Genomic DNA, 16,547 nt, shown 5'->3' with positions numbered 1-16,547 from the left:
CGGCGACAGGGTTTTGCCTTTTTTAACATGTGCTCTGAGATAGTAGTGAAAGGTGAACCAAAACGCTTCCCCAAACCCATCCGACAAAATTCGTGCTAAAATGAGGGGAAATGGTTGCACACGCCATGTCTGGACGGAAAGGTCAGGAGAGAACGATGAAAATAATCGCTGCGCGAACCAACAAAAAGGTCGGAATGATCATCATGGTCGCAATCTTTCTGAGCTTGTGCTTCATGCTTGCGAATATTTTCCTCACGTATGACAGTACGGTTCGAACGGTGGAGATTTCCATTTCGACGCAAAGCATGAAGACAGCCGCGGATATTGCCCGCGAGGTAGATGTCGAGGGCTTCGAGCGATTTCTGCAAAAGCCTACGGAGGATAGTGCGGACTATATCATGCTCAACCGTTTTCTCAACGACTATCGGCTGAAAATCGGGGCAAAGCATGTGTATATCGTCGTCATGGATGCGGAAGGAAACAGTCGTGTCATGATTAACGGTCTTCCTCCAGGAGACACCGCCCACACGTATATCGGCGAGCTATGCACGCTGACGATGGAAGAGGTCCAGCCAGCGTATCATGGTGACACGTTTCATACGGGAATCATTCACGATCCCAAATACGGAGTCTACATCACGACTGGCGCGCCTTTGTTCAACACATCAGGGAAGCTGGTCGGGATTGTGGGGATCGATACCGGCGTGGAAGTGTTGGAACAGATCGAAAACAACGCTCTGAAAAATAGTCTTTTCTACTTTTTCGCAAATTTAGTGGTCCTCGTACTCATCGTGGTGAGCTACACGCTCATCCGTCGGTGGTATCAAAAAGAGACGCTGCGTGTGGTAGGGGATTCGGAGCAAACCTTTCAAAAGGAATTTCGCTCCATCCTTACCTCGATTCAGTCGATCAAGCATGACTTCGCCAATCATCTCCAGGTGATCTTTGGGCTGCTGGAATTGCGTAAGGTAGAGCGGGCACAGGAGTATTTGCGCGGATTGCAAACTGATCTGCAGGTCGTGACCCTTACACAGCAAGTTGCCAATCCCGCCTTGCTGGTGCTGCTTCATTCCAAAGTGGAAAAGGCGCGTGCTTCTCAAATCGAGATGGACTTTGACGTTTCTCCCGAGGAAAACTTCGAGGGTGTCCTTTCTTCCGATTTGATCAAGATTCTCTCCAACCTGCTGGATAACGCTATCGAGGCAGCGGAGGCAGATCCGACCGGGGAGAGAAGCATTTCGCTTCATTTGAAAAAAGTGGGCAACACCTATCAGTTTACGGTCGAAAATACGGGTGTGACTATTCCGGCAGAAAACGTGAAAAAGCTGACGCAGGAAGGGTTCACGACCAAAATGTCGGAAGCGGGTGGGGCGCGTGGTTACGGCCTTAGCATCGTGCAGGAGATCGTGAAAAAATATGAGGGCGAGCTATCTGTTACTTCTGCTCGTGGAAGGACATGCTTCTCAATTTTGTTAGTAGTGGACAAAAGAGTGGCAGGCTAGTTATTTCGCAAACGATGCGAGGAGGGAGTGAGAGAACCATGGGGAAGGAGCCAATCAACGTATTGATTGCCGAAGATGATGAGCTACAGCTAGAGGTGCTGGAGGGGTATCTGGCCACCCACGAACATATACGAATTGCAGCAAGAGCGCAGTCCGGCGATGAGTTGATTGCTCAGGCGACACTCCGGACGGATTTGTCGGCGATGATCCTCGATATCCATCTGGGGGAGGGAAGAAGTGGGCTGGAAAGCTTTTCGATTCTGAAGATGAGAGGGGTTCAGCTCCCTACCATTCTCGTCACGGGAATGGCGCCACACGCCAGCGTTACGTACGACCTGGGAATTGTCGACATCGTGGAAAAGCCGTATACGGCTAAGCGCCTCGGGCAGGCGATCGAAAAGCTGCAGAGCCATATCGACTATCAATCATTCGTGAAAGCGGGGGGGCTCTACGTCCCGATCTTTGCGGAGGAAATTCTGCAAAAGACACCTGATGATATTTTGTACATCGAATCGATCAACCGAACAATACTCGTCCATACCGCCAGCGATGCCTACGAAAGCAAAATCCCGATCAAGGTATACGAGTCCTATTTGCAGGACAGCTATTTTTACCTGACACACCGCTCTTTTCTCGTAAATATGAAAAAGATCAGTCACATCGAGGGGAGTACGATTTATTTTCATCAGGCACGGGAAGGCAAGCAGGCGCTGATCGCGGAGGATAAAATACAGGAGATCGCCTCCTTCTGGAACAATTTGAAAAAATGGATGTAAGCAAATAAACGGGCCATTCCTCACGCGACCAGAGGAATGGCTTTTCTCTGTCAAAAAAAATCGGTTCAGACCAAAGCGCTTTTGTTGGGACGGAATGTATTTCGGAATTTTTTGATAAAAAGCTAAGATGAAAGCAGGACTATTTTCTTATTCTTACTAATTGGTAAAGGGGGAGTTCGATATGGAGGGTACGCAATACAAACAAGAGCTGCGAAGGACGCTTACGTTTCGGGATTTGGTCATATACGGGATGGTCTTTATGGCACCGCTCGCACCGATGCAAGTCTACGGCGCTGTCGCCCAACAAAGCTTTGGCATGGTGCCGCTGGTCTACTGTATCGGGGTCATTGCTCTGATGTTCACAGCGTTTAGCTACAGCCACATGAGCAAAGAGTTTCCCTACGCGGGCTCAGTCTATTCGTATGTGAGCAGGGGAGCAAATCCACATGTGGGCTTCATCGCAGGCTGGTTGATTTTGGCGGATTATATTCTATGTCCGGCCTTGTTATATGCCTTTGCAGGGGTATGGATGGCAGGGATTCTGCCGGAGGTTCCCGCCTTTGTGTGGACGCTCTTTTTCGTAATTTGCAACACACTGATCAACGTCCGTGGAATCACGATGACGGCTCGAGCGAATCTGATCATGTTTTGGATGCAGATCATCACGCTTGTCGTGTTTTTAGGAATCGCTTTCAAGTTTGTTTTCATCGACGGACATGGCTTGGGTGGCTTTAGTCTGGCGCCATTGTATCAGACAGACCATGTGGATTTTGGTTTTATCGCGACAGCGACGTCCATCGCCGTGCTCGGATTTCTCGGCTTCGATGGCATCAGTACCTTGGCAGAAGAAGCAAAGGACCCTGTGAAAACAGTCGGAAAGGCAACGGTCCTGTCCATCCTGTTCAGTGGATTGCTGTTTATCATTCAAGTGTACATGGCGGCATTGATTCATCCGCAGTTTGAGACGCTCAACCCGGACATGGGCTTTTTTGAAATTGCGCGAGAAGCGGGTGGGCCAGTGTTTTATACGATCTTGATACTGATCAATGTCGTCGCAGTAGGGATAGCGGTTACGCTGAATGTGCAGTCGGCAACTGCCCGCGTGCTGTACTCGATGAGCCGGGAAAACCTGCTGCCTTTTGCACAGGCCTTATCCAAGATCCATCCGAAATTTCAAACGCCGGTCAACGCGACGATCTTTTGCGCGCTGCTATCTGTCGTCGTCACTTTGTCTCTGTCGATCGAGACGCTTTACAAGTTCGTCACGTTCGGTGCCATCACGGCTTTCATGATGTTGAATGCTACCATCATCGTCTATTTTTACGGAAAAAAACGCAGGCGAGGAGTCAAAGGTTTCCTTACCTACGCGCTCACTCCGTTCATTGGACTTCTGATCACAGGCTATGTCTGGTCTGGATTTGACTGGACGACCTTTTCCGTTGGTTTTGGATGGGTATTGATCGGAGTCGTAGTCGGCTATGTGAAGTCCAATGGCTATCGAAAAGTAGCCCCAGTACTCAAAGATATGTAAATTCAAAGGAGGATACAAATATGCGCTTACAGAACAAAGTAGCCATCGTCACAGGAGCAGCCAGAGGAATTGGTGCTGCTATTGCCCAGCGTTTTGCCGAAGAGGGAGCCTGGGTCGTGGCGACGGATATTGCAGCAGCAGGAGAAGAGGTCGTAGAAGAAATTGCTGCGAAAGGCCAAAAGGCTGTCTTTTTCCAGGGGGATGTGTCCAAAGCAGCAGACGTGCAAGCACTCCTCGCATTTGCCAAGGAAACGTATGGTGTTCCTACTGTCCTGTGCAACAACGCTGCAATTAACGTGCCGGGATCTGTGATCGAGCTTGAAGAAGAGGTATGGGACCGTACGATGGAGGTCAATGTAAAATCGATGTTTTTGACTGGCAAATACATTGTGCCTGAAATGATCGAGGCAGGTGGCGGCTCTGTAGTGAACATGGCCTCCGCGAATAGTTTCGCAGCAGAACCGCGCTTGTCTGCGTACGTCACCTCCAAAGGAGCCATCCATATGCTGACGAAACAGATGGCGCTGGATTTTGCGGCAGAAAAAGTACGTGTGAACTGCATTTGCCCAGGATGGGTAGACACGACTTTCAACGATGCACATGCCGACTTGTTTGGCGGCCGTGAAAACGTACTGAAAAGCATTAGTGAGTTCCAGCCCATCGGTCGAACCATCCAACCGGTTGAAATCGCCAATGTGGCCGTATTTTTAGCATCTGATGAATCCTCGGCGATGACGGGAAGTGCTGTGCTTGTGGATGGCGGTTTGACGTCCAAATAGTGGTCTGTAGAAGGAATCGAATCTTGCGTGTGGGGACGCGTCCTCGTGAGTAAAGCCTGCCGGTAAAACGGCGAGGCTTTTTTTGCTTTTTGCATTCCGGGAGTATCAGAAGGACGTAGACGAAATTAAAATACGTTGACAAAATAATAGACAATGAATTAAATTGTCTATAAATAATCAGATGATTTGTTTGGTTGTTTACTTTATGGAGAGGAGCTTGTTCTTTTGTTACACAATCGTTACGTCCGCACCATTATTTTTTCCCGCACGTTTTTGCAGCTTGGCGTCTGGATTCGCAATTTCGCTATCCTTTTGTACGTAAGCGATTTGACACACAATGACCCGCTGTATGTATCGCTGATTTCCGTCGTTGAGTATGCACCGATCTTTCTGTTCGCCATTATCGGAGGAACATTTGCTGATCGATGGAGGCCGAAGCGCACCATGGTTCTCTGTGATCTATTGTCGAGTCTTTCCTTGTTTGCAGTGCTGGTTGCTCTCGTTTATGGTTCTTGGCACGCTTTGCTGCTCTCTACTTTGTTTTCATCGATCATGTCGCAATTTTCCCAGCCGTCTGCGATGAAAATATTTAAGCAGCATGTCCCGCATGCGCAGCTGCAAAGCGTGATGGCTATGTTTCAGTCGTTGATGGCGATTTTCATGGTGATTGGGCCGGTTGTAGGCACGTACCTGTACCAAAAATACGGAATACATGTCTCGCTCATTTTGACAGGGCTTCTTTTCTTCGCATCAGGAATTACCCTCATTTCTCTTCCGAGGGACGCTGCAGTCCAGGAAGCAGCGGGGAAACGGGCAAATTTCAAGCAAGAGCTGTTGGAAGGCTTGCAATACGTATGGAACAATCGGACGTTGAGGACGCTGGGAGGCACCTTTGCGGCAGCGGGGCTGGCTGTCGGTATTATTCAGCCGCTCATGATCTTCGTAGCGATTGAGAATCTGGGGATGGATAAAGAATTTATACGCTGGCCCCTCATGATCAATGGAGCTGCGATGTTGGTTGGCGGCGCCCTCATTATGGGAGTGGCAAAGAAAGTGAAGCCGCAGAGCTTGCTCGCCTTCGGTTTGGCAGTGAGCACCGTGACGACTATCTGGGTAGGCTTGTCACATAGCGTAGGGATTACGCTGCTCTTGCAAGCTGTGAGCGGCTTGATCTATCCGTGTATTCAAGTGGGGATCAATACGATGATCATGCAAAATACGCAGGTCGAGTTCATCGGGCGGGTAGGGGGAGCCATGACTCCGATTTTCATGGGGATGATGGTCGTCGGTATGTCTGCCGCAGGGGTCGTGAAGGACCTGCTTACCCTCGGAGCCGTGTATACGTTCAGTGGGTTCCTGTTTCTCATCGGTGCGCTGTTGCTTTTGCCGATCATCCTTCCGCGTAGACAGCAGGAAAAGATTGGCCACGCACAAGAAAAGTAGAAGGTTTGTCAGGACGGCTCCGATCCGATATAACGCGTTTTGATGTGCGCCGATATGTCCTGCACGAAACGGAAAAGTGGCAGTCCTATCAGCTTCCGACGAGCTGTTTTCTCTACGCGTTTAGAGGGTACGCACGGCTGTCACTGGCAGGCAGAGAGTATGTCTCTCAACGTTTTTTCCTGCTACATGGCGGAAAGGGCAAAGCAGATACCATAGCCGGAACTCGTTTCAGGAAGTATACGGCTTTTCCCTGGAAGAGCCGGTACCGCTGCTCGAGTGGGCAAACCAAATGGAGTAAAAATGGCAGCAGCCAGAAGCATTGGGACGGCTGCATGTCAAAGCGATATTCTATCAATTTGTGCACGCTCATTTGCTCCAAAAGCAGCTGCAGGGAGCACAGCCGGAAACAGAAAAACCAACCTTGGTGGAGCAAGTCATGGCTTATTTGGATAAGCATCACGCAGAGCAGATCACTCTTGACTTGTTAGCCAAGCAGTTCCATTACAGCGTGCGCTATTTGACCCGCATCTTTAAAATGCAGACCGGATATAGTCCCATCGATTACTTGATCAAGGTGAGAATTCAAAAAGCAGCAGAAAGACTGCAAGGGACGGACGCTACACTCCAGGAGATCGCGGCCAGTGTGGGCTACGCCGATCCGTTCTATTTCACAAGACTGTTCAAAAAGCATACGGGAATGACCTCGAATCAATATCAGAAGCGGGCAAGCACGAAGCGAAAAGGTCCATATCGTCCCTATGACAAGACCGAATTGTCCATTGCCGCACAGGAAATCCAAAGGTATATTGATGAAAACAATTCTCAACAAGTCTTCGGAGGGATTAGGCAAGTGGATAGAAAGACAACACAGTCGATGGCTTCCGCACTGATCGTAGCGCTCAGCTTGCTGGTTAGTGCTTGTGCGGGTACACCGAATACTGCTGCACCGAATGGCAATGTACAGGCAGAGACACCAGTATCTACTGAGCGAACTGTAACGAACCCATTGGGACATGAAATGAAGGTACCATAGCAGCCACAGCGAGTGATCGCGTCATATCTGGAGGATCATCTCATCGTGCTGGGAGTAAAACCCGTTGCGCAATGGTCGGTAAAAGGAAACGTTGTACAGCAGTACCTGCAAAAAGATCTGGCGGGAGTACCTTTGATTCCTCATGATCTGCCGCCGGAAGTCGTCATGAGCTACAATCCAGATTTGCTTATCGTCGACAGTGCCGAAATGGTAGCAGGGGACCGCTACAGCCAATATGCGAAAATCACGCCCACCATTGCTGTAGGGACAGAGAAAAACAACGACTGGCGTCAAGAACTGCTGACAGTCGGAGACGTTCTGAACAAGAAAGAGGAAGCGAAAAAAGTACTGGCTGACTACGAAGCAAAAGCAAAGGACGCTCGGGAGCAATTGAAAAAAGCAATAGGCACACAATCAGCTGCAGCGCTCTGGGTCACAGGGAAAGCCGTATTCGTCGTAGATGAGCATTTATCCAGCGGTGATTTGCTCTACAAAGACCTAGGGCTGACAATCCCAGAAGTCGTGAAGGAAGCATCCAAGCAAAATGATGCCAACTGGAAGCCCCTTTCGACAGAAAAGCTGGCGGAGTTAAACGCTGATCATTTGTTTGTTGTACAAGGAAAAGGCGTAAACAGAGATGAAATGAAAAAGGATCCAATCTGGTTGCAAATGCCGGCTGTAAAGAACGGGCATGTGTACGTATTTGATGATAGCTCGAGCTGGCTGTACACCGGAGCGATTGCCAACAGTCACATGATCGATGACGTTTTGAAATCCGTAGTGAAGTAAATAGCAGGATATCCTGATAAGAGAAACAGCGGCTGCCTTTGACGAGGCTAGCCGCTGTTTTGTTGAGCCCGCATCCCGCATCAAGCTTTTCGCGAATCCAGGCGGGTGGCTACATCTTGGGGCTCTCCCCATCTGTTGAAGGTGGAGAGCGAAGCCGCATACTTTTGTCCGTCAGGGCTTTGCAAGGTGCCTGCATTCATATCCGTGTTGATGATACCGGGGAGGATCGCGTTCACCGTAATTTGGCGCCTCCCAAGCTGTTTGGCCAACATGAGGGTTAGCGAGTTGATTGTGCTCTTTGACATACTGTAGGCGAAAATACTTGGAGAGGCTGCCCGCGTAACGAACGAGGAGAGGTTAATAATCCGGCCTTCTTCCTTTATACGAGGCAAAGCTTGCTGGATCATAAAAAAAGGCGCTTTGACATTCATGTTCATGACCTCGTCAAAAGATTCTTCCGTAGTCTCCTCGAAGCTTGCTATTTGTCCGATCCCCGCATTGTTTACGAATATATCAAACCGCGTCTCTCCCGTACGTTTCAGAAGCTCCTCGTCCAGCTGCGTATAGAAATCGCCAATTCCAGTATGGACACGCAAGTCAGTGCCGATCGAGAAGGCCGAACCGCCGTTTCTCTCGATGTTCTGGACAACCTCTTCGGCATCTTTTCTTCTCGTCCCATAGTGTACGGCTACCAACGCCCCATCCTGTGCCAGACGCCGTGCGATAGCTCGACCAATTCCTCGGCTTGCACCCGTCACAACCGCAATCTTGCCCTTCAGCTTGCTCATGTTCTCATCTCCTTGTTTGAAATTCATGTTAGTTATACCATGAGGAGATGTTTGGAATGTTGCTCTGTTATTCGTCTGCAGAGAGTATAGGGAGCTGGGAGCTTACCTTTGCTCTTTCGGAAACTTGACCCAGACGACGATTAAAAAAGATCGCATACCCATTCTCCACGCTGTCACACACCTTTTACCGAAAATTTTGAATCTATTTCTTAGCGGGCTCATCCATGAACCATAAAATATAGGAGCAGCGCTTGCAAATTAAGATGGACGCTTCCTTGTTCGCCCAGTCCAAGCCGAAGAACGTGGCTCCTCGCGCTGCCTGTTAATCGACAATAAACAGTTTTGCTCCAAACTTGGTAGCAGAGCGATGTGGAGAGGTATCATCTGTATTCGACAAGTCGAACCCGCATGTCATGAAAATGCTGCGTTCTCCAATAGGCGGCTCCTGCTCCGTAGGCTCGATGGCACTCCAGTCTGTTACTGTAAAGGGAATGTTGGTTAATTTCATTTCATATGCCTCCTTCCAGTACTTGTCTCTCATTATGGTAAGTTATCATTCCGAATGGCAAGAATTCTTTCCATTATCTTCTGCTTCTTTCTAAATAACGTAGTCCCAATCAGCTTTTCACGCTGGCATACATTGTGCAAGAATACACTTTCAAAATGAAATGATGGGGTGATTCTTGGATGAATAACAATCAAACCGTTCAGGCACAGAAAAAGCAAGGGAGATCTACGACTGCCATCCATGCTGGTTACCATGCTGATCCACAGACAGGCGCATTGGCGACACCCATTTACCAAACCTCGACGTTTGTCTTTGCCTCAACGGAGGAAGGGGCTCGGCGCTTTGCTGGGGAAGAAGCGGGCTACGTCTATTCTCGTTTAGGCAATCCGACGGTCACTGTCTTGGAAGAGAAGATTGCTGCTTTGGAGAAGGCGGAGGCTGGTCTTGCCTTTGCATCCGGGATGGCCGCGGTTTCGGCGGTTCTCATGGCCCTCGTGAAAAGCGGGGACCATATCCTCGGCACCAAAGGATTGTACGGCTGCACGTACGGTTTACTGAATTTGATGCAAGACCGTTTTGGAGTCACGTACTCGCTCTGTGACATGACAGACGAGGAGTCCATCCGTCAAAAGCTGATGCCCACTACCCGAGTGATTTACGTCGAAACGCCGATCAATCCTACGATGGAGCTGGTCGATCTGAAGCTGGTCGCAAAAATTGCCAAGGAGATAGGTGCCTGCGTCGTCGTGGATAATACGTTTATGTCTCCCTACTTGCAGCGGCCCATCGAGCATGGGTGTGATATCGTCATTCATAGCGCAACGAAATTCATTGGCGGACACGGCGATGTCATTGCAGGTGTTGCGGCAGGTCCTCAATCGATTATGGATACGATTCGCATGACCTCTTTAAAGGATATAGGCGGTATTATAGGTCCGTTTGATGCTTACTTATTGATCCGAGGGCTGAAGACGCTGGGCGTGCGGATGGATCGCCACTGTGAAAATGGCCAAAAGGTTGCGGAGTTTTTAGATCAGCATCCGAAAGTGGCGAAGGTGCATTACCCGGGCTTGTCGCGGTTTCCTCAATATGAATTGGCCTGCAGGCAAATGGATGGCTTCGGCGGCCTGCTCGCCTTTGAGCTGAAAGGCGGGATGGAAGCAGGGATCCGCATGATGAACAACGTACAGCTGTGCAAACGGGCCGTCAGTTTGGGAGATGTGGATTCACTTATTCAGCATCCCGCCTCGATGACCCATTCGATCATTCCGCTACAGGAAAGAGAAAAAATGGGGATTACAGATGGACTGATCCGTTTGTCCGTAGGGATCGAGGACATTGAGGACATCCTCGACGATTTGGAAGCAGCGCTTGCCTTTGCTTGATATCTCCGATGGCCCGTGTGCAGAAACGCACCGGGCTTTTCTTTATAGAAAACGATGGACAAGCATCTGATCCAGCATACATACAAAAAAGAAAGACTTGCGCCCTTTGAATCAGACGGCTCCACCAAAAAACTTGGCGTAGCCATTTTTTCTCATTATGATGGATGGAGAGAACTAGACCGTTTGACGGGTGAGGTGGGATTGCGCTCATGGGTATTACCTTTCAAATCAATGGCGTAAACCGGGTTGGCATCACACATGAGGTCATCGCCTGCTTTGCAGCGAACCAGATCGATATTATCGGGATGGAGGTTCGGCCTCACTATATTTATTTGAAAATTCCTACCGTGGCTCCGAGCAAGGTCGAGACGATCATGCAATGGATTAGGCAGGTGAAAGGCATCGAGCAGGTAAAAATGATCCCATACCTACCTGCAGAAGAGCGTGAAAACCGCATTCATACGATTCTTACAACGGTTTCGGAAGGAATTCTCCTGCTGGATGATCAGCTGAGGATCACTACCATCAATCGTGCAGCTCAAGCGATGCTGAAAATGGAGCCGGTACAGCTGCTGCATGACTCGATCGAAAAGCTGTGGGGAGAAGCAGCAGTCGAGGTGAGGCGATGCCTGGAGGAAGCGATTGAGGTGCCCAGCGTTCAGGTAAGTCTGCTTACCGGACAAAAAAAGCGCATGACTTACATTTGCAGCTATCATCCCATTATTCCTGCCGAGAAGAGCGAGCGTCAAGGTGTCGTGATTGTGCTGCGCGACAATAAACAAATTCAAGAATTGCTGTCCACCGTACAGCGAAGTGAGCGATTTTCCTTTGACGAAATCGTTCAGCAGAGTGCGAATATGCGACAGTGTATTGAGACGGCAAAGCGAGTGGCGAAAAGCGAAGCCACTGTTTTCCTACAAGGGGAGAGCGGTACGGGAAAAGAGCTGTTTGCCAAAGCGATTCACTTTGAGAGCAATCGATCTGCCGGGCCTTTTGTACCCATTAACTGTGCCGCCATTCCAGATGCTCTGCTGGAAAGCGAGCTATTTGGGTACGAGCAAGGAGCGTTTACGGGGGCGCTTAAGGGAGGCAAGCTTGGGCTGTTTGAGATTGCGCAGGGTGGAACACTCTTTCTGGATGAAATTGGGGATATTCCGTTGCATCTGCAAGCGAAGCTCCTGCGCGTATTGGAAGAGCGAAAAGTACGGAGAGTCGGCGGGAACAAATCGTTTCCCATCGATGTCCGCATTATCGCAGCTACGAATCGAAATCTTGCAGACATGACGAGCAAAGGACTGTTCCGCGAAGATTTATATTACCGCTTGCACGTCATCCCGATCGTGATTCCGCCGCTTCGAGAGCGCAAAAGTGATATCCCGATGCTGGCCCAGTACTTTATTCAAAAGGTATGCCGAGCAACGAATCAGCCGATGATTCCGCTCACTCACTCAGCTATTCGCGCCTTGCAAAGTCACAATTGGCCGGGCAACGTACGTGAGCTGCAAAATGTGATGGAGCGAACGGTATACCTTTGTCCTGGACAGGAAATTGGGGCGGCGCATTTGTATTTTGATACACAGCAGGATCGTGCCGAGAGCGACCAAGACTTTTCACACTCCACCCCAAAGCTACTCAAAGAACAAATGGATTACTACGAAAAAACGATATTGATTCGTGCGTTAAAAGAGCATCCTTCCATCAGGCAAGCCGCGGCCTATTTAGGCATTAGCCATACAGCTGTCCTGCAGAAAATGAAAAAATACCAGTTGTAAGCGGGGACTAAAGCGTTGCCAAACAAAAAAACGCCCAAAGCGGGCGTCTTTTTATGTAACCGAAATCTATTTTACGATTTCTTTCAGTTCTTTTCCTGGCTTGAATGCAGGGAGTTTTGCAGAAGCGATTTCAATTTCTTCACCTGTTTGAGGATTGCGTCCTTTGCGAGCTGCACGTTCGCGCACTTCGAAGTTACCGAAACCGATGAGGGATACTTTTTCTCCGTTTTGGAGTGCACCAGCAATCGCTTCGAAAATCGCATCTACAGCTTTGGTAGAATCCTTTTTCGTGAGTTCAGTAGCTTCTGCTACTTTTGCAATCAGTTCTGTTTTGTTCATGAGTAACACCCTTTCATTCAATATAAAATACATAATACTTGAGTTGGGAAGGAAATGGAAGAGTGTGAGAGAACATTCGTTTCCTATGTTGAAAAAAATATGGAGATTCTCGAGAATGGAGCCCTCCAGCACACCATTATTTATGCAAAAATAGATAATCATGCAAGAATGGATATGGCTCTTTGGTTCTGCCCGATAAGCGGTTGAACAGATAATGGCATAAAAGCTGCATGGTACAAGAAATAGAAATCATCCATTGACGAACTGCTGGACGTACACGTACTTTATAGAATAGCATCGTGATTTTGAGATCGTCTATGATCATTCCAATGAAGATGTAGTGAAATGATTCTCCTTGCCAAGGAGATCGTGAGTAGATAGGCAGCGAAAGCAACCTTTGTTCGGGAGTCAGCCGGATAAAGATTGCTTTGTTTCTGGAAGAGAATATATAGCGGAAATTTAGGGAATATCGGCATTGATCTTACCGAAAAAGCATTTCACCGATTTGGTTGATTTGGATATCGGGACGGCGACGGAAATCATGAAAGCCTCTCAGAAAATTACCACTGCCCTGAAAAAAGTATTTCCTGTAGAAGGGGTAAGTGTTTGTGAAAATGGGGGAATATTCAAGGGGGGCGTTCAACATAAAAGAATGAATGAAAAAGCAATAGATTGTGGGGGAACGCAGCAATAGCCGTTAGCGTCCTTGAGGCACAACATCTGTACGCGAGTTTTGGGGTTTGCGGATCACGGTCATCGATACTTTACACATGCTCGGAATTCTCAAAACAAAGGAGTCAAGAAAATGATCCAGTCCATCGTACACATTGCTCTCGTCGTCAAAGATTACGATGAGGCCATCGAGTAGACACCTATCAGCCCGAACAGGATAAACGCTGGGTGGTTGTGTCTCCTCCGGGCTCAGTGGGGACTACGATCTTGCTAGCGAGAGCATCTAATCCTGAGCAAGAGAGCTATATAGGCAATCAGACTGGCGGCAGAGTCTTTCTTTTCCTAAATACAGATGATTTTTGGAGAGATTATGAGGAGATGGTTGGAAGAGGGATCGAATTTGTGAGGGAGCCGCAAGAGGGGTCCTACGGAACAGTTGCCGTGTTCAAGGATTTGTACGGGAACCTCTGGGATCTGCTGCAGCTTAAAGAAGATCATCCGATTTCGAAAAGAATGAAGTAAAAGCATCTGTGTGGCCTCTGGCTCGTTTGATGCCTGCAGCCACTGAACGAGAAAAAAGATAGCCTCCAACCGAAGCTATCTTTTTTCATTACGCACCTATTCAGCTACAATCGTATTTCTCAAAACTCCCACGCGGCTTACTTCGATTTCCACCACATCGCCTGCCTTCATGTAAACGGGTGGGTTCCGTTTCATACCAATCCCGCCTGGCGTACCCGTCACGATGACATCCCCTGGCTCGAGTGTAGTGAAGCTGGACACGTAGCTGATCAAGGTAGGGATCGGGAAGAGCAGCATGTCGGTCGTAGCGTGCTGCATGACCTCGCTATTCAACCGCGTTTCGAGAGTCAAAATCTCTCCGTCGCCGATTTCATCCCGCGTGACCATCCAAGGTCCGAATGCTCCGGTTCCCTCGAAGTTTTTGCCCGGCCCCCATTGATGCGTATGTCCTGTGCGTGCCGTCCAGAAGCTGCTTGCACGAACAGGAAAAAAGGTTTCTGACATTGGACTGATCGAATGCAATGAAGCCTTTGCTGCGCAGGCACTGGCAGTCATCCGTGAGCTGTCATTGGATTTGGACCGCGTGAATGTAAACGGGGGAGCCATCGCATTGGGGCTTCCTCTGGGCGCGACGGGTGCGCGTATTCTCGTCACGCTGCTGTATCAGATGAGGAGACGAGGCGAACGCTACGGAATCGCCGCCTTGTGTGTAGGCTCTCTACTTTTGGGTAGGCTCTCTACTTTTGGGTAGAGAGCCCTTGCTTGTGTACGTATCTGTATTTTTCATAGGTTATACTGTTTACTTTTTCACAGCTGCCTCACTGGTGGCTGATTGCGCTGCTGCGGCTGTAGCTGCCACTGTCACGATACGTGTAGGGTGTTGGACCTCCAATGTCACCATCGAGTTGATGGCGGTTTGCATGGTCACCATAAAATAGATTCAAAAAAAGACGTTTCTCCAAAGCGTTGATTCCAACGAAAATCGTTTCTCCTTCTATTTGTCACGCCTGCTTTTCGAGTGCGTATGAGCTAATTATAGGATGTCCCGACAGTATTAAGCAAAGGTCAAAGTCGCTCGTTTTGGACTTCATTTGGGGTGGAGAGGAAGAGGCGTGCGTTTGTCTCATCAGCTCGCTTTGTAGATCCTCCGCAAACCACGGGATGCGTCTTCTTCTTCTTCTTCTTCTTCTTCTTCTTGAAAGGCGCGTAGTAAAGCAGAGAGTATATTCTAGTAAAGTAGATTCAAGCCCCACCTATTTTCGGCAAAAAAAAATGTTCCTGCACGGAGGAACAAATGAGCGGACAATCCATATTCTCTTATCTGCCTGGGTAAGACTGCGGGGCGAGTCGCTGTTGATCTTGTTTCTCAGGGGGGACATATGGTTTTACAGTCTGCGGGATGCCGAAGTTTTGTTTGTTTAACGTCGGGGTAGCAGGAACTTCCATGCCCCGATAAATTTTGACGGATTCCTGGACTTTGCCCGTATACGGGTTATATTCGAGCGGCATATTGAACGAACCGCCGCCGTAGCTGCTCGTCGTTGTATAGGTCGTCTCTTCATAATGAATCGTGGATGGCTCGTAAGTATAGGTGATTTGAACGTCTGGACCATCCGACTGTCTCGATGGGGTGGAAGGCTTTTGGGCCGTTTTCTTTGGCTGTTTACTGGAAGCCGTCTGTACGGCCTTTGCCGACGATTGCTTTTTCGAATCCGTGCCGGGTTTGCTTGCTGCTAGCGCAGTTGAGCTCGGCTGACCCGCCGGCTGTTCGACCGGATACGCTGATACATGGGCTGGACGAGGCCCTTGATTGGACAAATCCATGACGGGAGTTGAAGCTGGTAAAATGGTGGCGGTTTGAACGCCTTTTTCGTTTTTCTGATCGGCTTTTACTTCTTTTATCAATGTTGGCCACAGGTATGCATTGAAACCTAGCAACGCTACCATAATCGTGATTCCTGCCGCTTTTTTCATCGTTATATTCTCCGTTGCCTGTTTAATTTAAAGGGTAAATAGTACGGGGACCAAAGGACTATTACAGGGAAATTATACGATACTAGGCGGATGATTTCCAGAATAATCGACATAATTCACCCTTTTTTCCGTCCTCGAAGAGCGCACAGGCAGGAACAAGAGCCTCACAAAAAGTGCTGCATCCAGATATACGGTTCGATGTACAACGCTTCGTCTTTCTCCACGTCAATCTGCACGGGAGTTAACGCATCCGGAATCATGTACGTTCCCGATTCGGGAAACCTCATACCTGTCCAGCTTTCCCACTGGGCGACATTCCCTTTGATGAACATCGATTCAGAGGCGACCTGCATGATTTTGGCCACCAGCTTCCAATGCGTGCGCACCCATGGATCGAACGGAGCTCCCTCTGGTGTTTGCCATCGGATGTACTTTTCCATTGGCGTAAGAGGATACTTGTGCTTGAAGGAGGGGCGCACAGGAGCAAGCATATACGTCAGTCCATTTTGGATAGCGATCTCTTTCATCGCTGTTACCATCTGCCTGCTGAGACCAAGTCCGCGGTAAGCAGGATTGATTGAAATCGATAGAGCGGACAGCGTATTGGGCTGCTGCTTTTGGCGGTACCCCTCAATCCCTCGCAGGAATACGTCGTCCCATCCTGGTATCCTCCTTTACAAGGTAAGGCAAGCGAAAAATTACCATATCGTAGTAAATTAAGTAAAGAAGTAAAT

At 48.9% G+C, this 16,547-nt stretch carries 17 protein-coding genes and 2 pseudogenes; 12 read left to right on the top strand and 7 right to left on the bottom strand.

The window, feature by feature from the left end; genetic code table 11:
* Positions 1-155: 155 nt before the first annotated feature.
* The 7 genes from EDM55_RS06070 (at position 156) to EDM55_RS06040 (ending at position 7,853) form a co-directional block, all read left to right on the top strand.
* The gene (locus EDM55_RS06070) at positions 156-1,502 is read left to right on the top strand and encodes a sensor histidine kinase (RefSeq protein WP_170184452.1); all 1,347 of its coding nucleotides are present in this window, start codon (positions 156-158) and stop codon (positions 1,500-1,502) included.
* A gap of 38 nt (positions 1,503-1,540) precedes the next feature.
* Positions 1,541-2,278, top strand: coding sequence for a LytR/AlgR family response regulator transcription factor (locus tag EDM55_RS06065; RefSeq protein ID WP_170184453.1), 738 nt, complete (start codon positions 1,541-1,543; stop codon positions 2,276-2,278).
* 181 nt (positions 2,279-2,459) lie between these two features.
* Positions 2,460-3,809, top strand: coding sequence for an APC family permease (locus EDM55_RS06060; RefSeq protein ID WP_246071055.1), 1,350 nt, complete (start codon positions 2,460-2,462; stop codon positions 3,807-3,809).
* Positions 3,810-3,829: 20 nt separating this feature from the next.
* Complete coding sequence (locus EDM55_RS06055) at positions 3,830-4,588, top strand: SDR family NAD(P)-dependent oxidoreductase (RefSeq protein ID WP_092267638.1); 759 nt, start codon at positions 3,830-3,832, stop codon at positions 4,586-4,588.
* A 225-nt stretch (positions 4,589-4,813) separates the two neighbouring features.
* Positions 4,814-6,031: an MFS transporter gene (locus EDM55_RS06050; protein WP_122959853.1), complete on the top strand. Its 1,218-nt coding sequence runs from the start codon at positions 4,814-4,816 to the stop codon at positions 6,029-6,031.
* 319 nt (positions 6,032-6,350) lie between these two features.
* On the top strand, positions 6,351-7,064 hold the full coding sequence (locus EDM55_RS30790) for a helix-turn-helix domain-containing protein (RefSeq protein ID WP_246071056.1): 714 nt from the start codon (positions 6,351-6,353) through the stop codon (positions 7,062-7,064).
* Positions 7,065-7,076: 12 nt separating this feature from the next.
* Positions 7,077-7,853 carry an ABC transporter substrate-binding protein gene (locus EDM55_RS06040; RefSeq protein ID WP_246071057.1) on the top strand — a complete coding sequence of 259 codons (777 nt, stop codon included), beginning with the start codon at positions 7,077-7,079 and terminating at the stop codon, positions 7,851-7,853.
* An 80-nt stretch (positions 7,854-7,933) separates the two neighbouring features.
* On the opposite strand, the gene EDM55_RS06035 is transcribed toward EDM55_RS06040, so the two are convergent.
* Both EDM55_RS06035 and EDM55_RS30175 read right to left on the bottom strand, forming a co-directional pair.
* Positions 7,934-8,641 carry an SDR family NAD(P)-dependent oxidoreductase gene (locus EDM55_RS06035; protein WP_092267640.1) on the bottom strand — a complete coding sequence of 236 codons (708 nt, stop codon included), beginning with the start codon at positions 8,639-8,641 and terminating at the stop codon, positions 7,934-7,936.
* 322 nt (positions 8,642-8,963) lie between these two features.
* Complete coding sequence (locus tag EDM55_RS30175) at positions 8,964-9,149, bottom strand: hypothetical protein (RefSeq protein ID WP_092267641.1); 186 nt, start codon at positions 9,147-9,149, stop codon at positions 8,964-8,966.
* Positions 9,150-9,328: 179 nt separating this feature from the next.
* Here EDM55_RS30175 and megL point away from each other — a divergent pair, with 179 nt between their 5' ends.
* Positions 9,329-10,534 (top strand): methionine gamma-lyase, encoded by a 1,206-nt coding sequence (megL, locus tag EDM55_RS06030; RefSeq protein WP_122959852.1) that lies wholly within the window; start codon positions 9,329-9,331, stop codon positions 10,532-10,534.
* 209 nt (positions 10,535-10,743) lie between these two features.
* Positions 10,744-12,306, top strand: a complete 1,563-nt coding sequence (locus EDM55_RS06025; protein ID WP_122959851.1) for a sigma 54-interacting transcriptional regulator — start codon at positions 10,744-10,746, stop codon at positions 12,304-12,306.
* A gap of 66 nt (positions 12,307-12,372) precedes the next feature.
* Here EDM55_RS06025 and hbs read toward each other — a convergent pair whose 3' ends face one another.
* A complete protein-coding gene (hbs, locus tag EDM55_RS06020) occupies positions 12,373-12,645 on the bottom strand; it encodes a non-specific DNA-binding protein Hbs (protein ID WP_092267910.1) in 273 nt (90 codons plus the stop codon).
* Between the two features lie 475 nt (positions 12,646-13,120).
* Between hbs and EDM55_RS06015 the strand changes: the two genes are divergently transcribed.
* Together EDM55_RS06015 and EDM55_RS06010 are read left to right on the top strand one after the other, a co-directional pair.
* Positions 13,121-13,339 (top strand): HIT family protein, encoded by a 219-nt coding sequence (locus EDM55_RS06015; protein WP_092267644.1) that lies wholly within the window; start codon positions 13,121-13,123, stop codon positions 13,337-13,339.
* Positions 13,340-13,450: 111 nt separating this feature from the next.
* Positions 13,451-13,839: pseudogene (locus tag EDM55_RS06010) on the top strand (VOC family protein).
* A 96-nt stretch (positions 13,840-13,935) separates the two neighbouring features.
* Here EDM55_RS06010 and EDM55_RS30785 read toward each other — a convergent pair.
* Positions 13,936-14,343 carry a fumarylacetoacetate hydrolase family protein gene (locus tag EDM55_RS30785; protein WP_375371892.1) on the bottom strand — a complete coding sequence of 136 codons (408 nt, stop codon included), beginning with the start codon at positions 14,341-14,343 and terminating at the stop codon, positions 13,936-13,938.
* Here EDM55_RS30785 and EDM55_RS30590 point away from each other — a divergent pair.
* A pseudogene (locus EDM55_RS30590) lies at positions 14,288-14,590 on the top strand (hypothetical protein); the annotation flags it as partial. The gene EDM55_RS30785 and the pseudogene EDM55_RS30590 sit on opposite strands and share 56 nt — an antisense overlap.
* 48 nt (positions 14,591-14,638) lie before the next feature.
* Here EDM55_RS30590 and EDM55_RS30780 read toward each other — a convergent pair.
* The 3 genes from EDM55_RS30780 to EDM55_RS05990 form a co-directional block, all read right to left on the bottom strand.
* Positions 14,639-14,770, bottom strand: a complete 132-nt coding sequence (locus EDM55_RS30780; RefSeq protein WP_259676071.1) for a hypothetical protein — start codon at positions 14,768-14,770, stop codon at positions 14,639-14,641.
* Between the two features lie 386 nt (positions 14,771-15,156).
* Complete coding sequence (locus tag EDM55_RS05995) at positions 15,157-15,813, bottom strand: hypothetical protein (RefSeq protein ID WP_122959848.1); 657 nt, start codon at positions 15,811-15,813, stop codon at positions 15,157-15,159.
* Between the two features lie 164 nt (positions 15,814-15,977).
* Positions 15,978-16,448 carry a GNAT family N-acetyltransferase gene (locus EDM55_RS05990; protein ID WP_375371891.1) on the bottom strand — a complete coding sequence of 157 codons (471 nt, stop codon included), beginning with the start codon at positions 16,446-16,448 and terminating at the stop codon, positions 15,978-15,980.
* Between the last annotated feature and the right edge of the window lie 99 nt (positions 16,449-16,547).

Origin of the sequence: Brevibacillus centrosporus (genome assembly GCF_003710815.1) — a bacterium.
GTDB classification, from domain to species: Bacteria; Bacillota; Bacilli; order Brevibacillales; family Brevibacillaceae; genus Brevibacillus; species Brevibacillus centrosporus.
The sequence above is the reverse complement of the archived record's forward strand: the minus strand, read 5'-3'. Positions and strand labels throughout refer to the sequence as shown.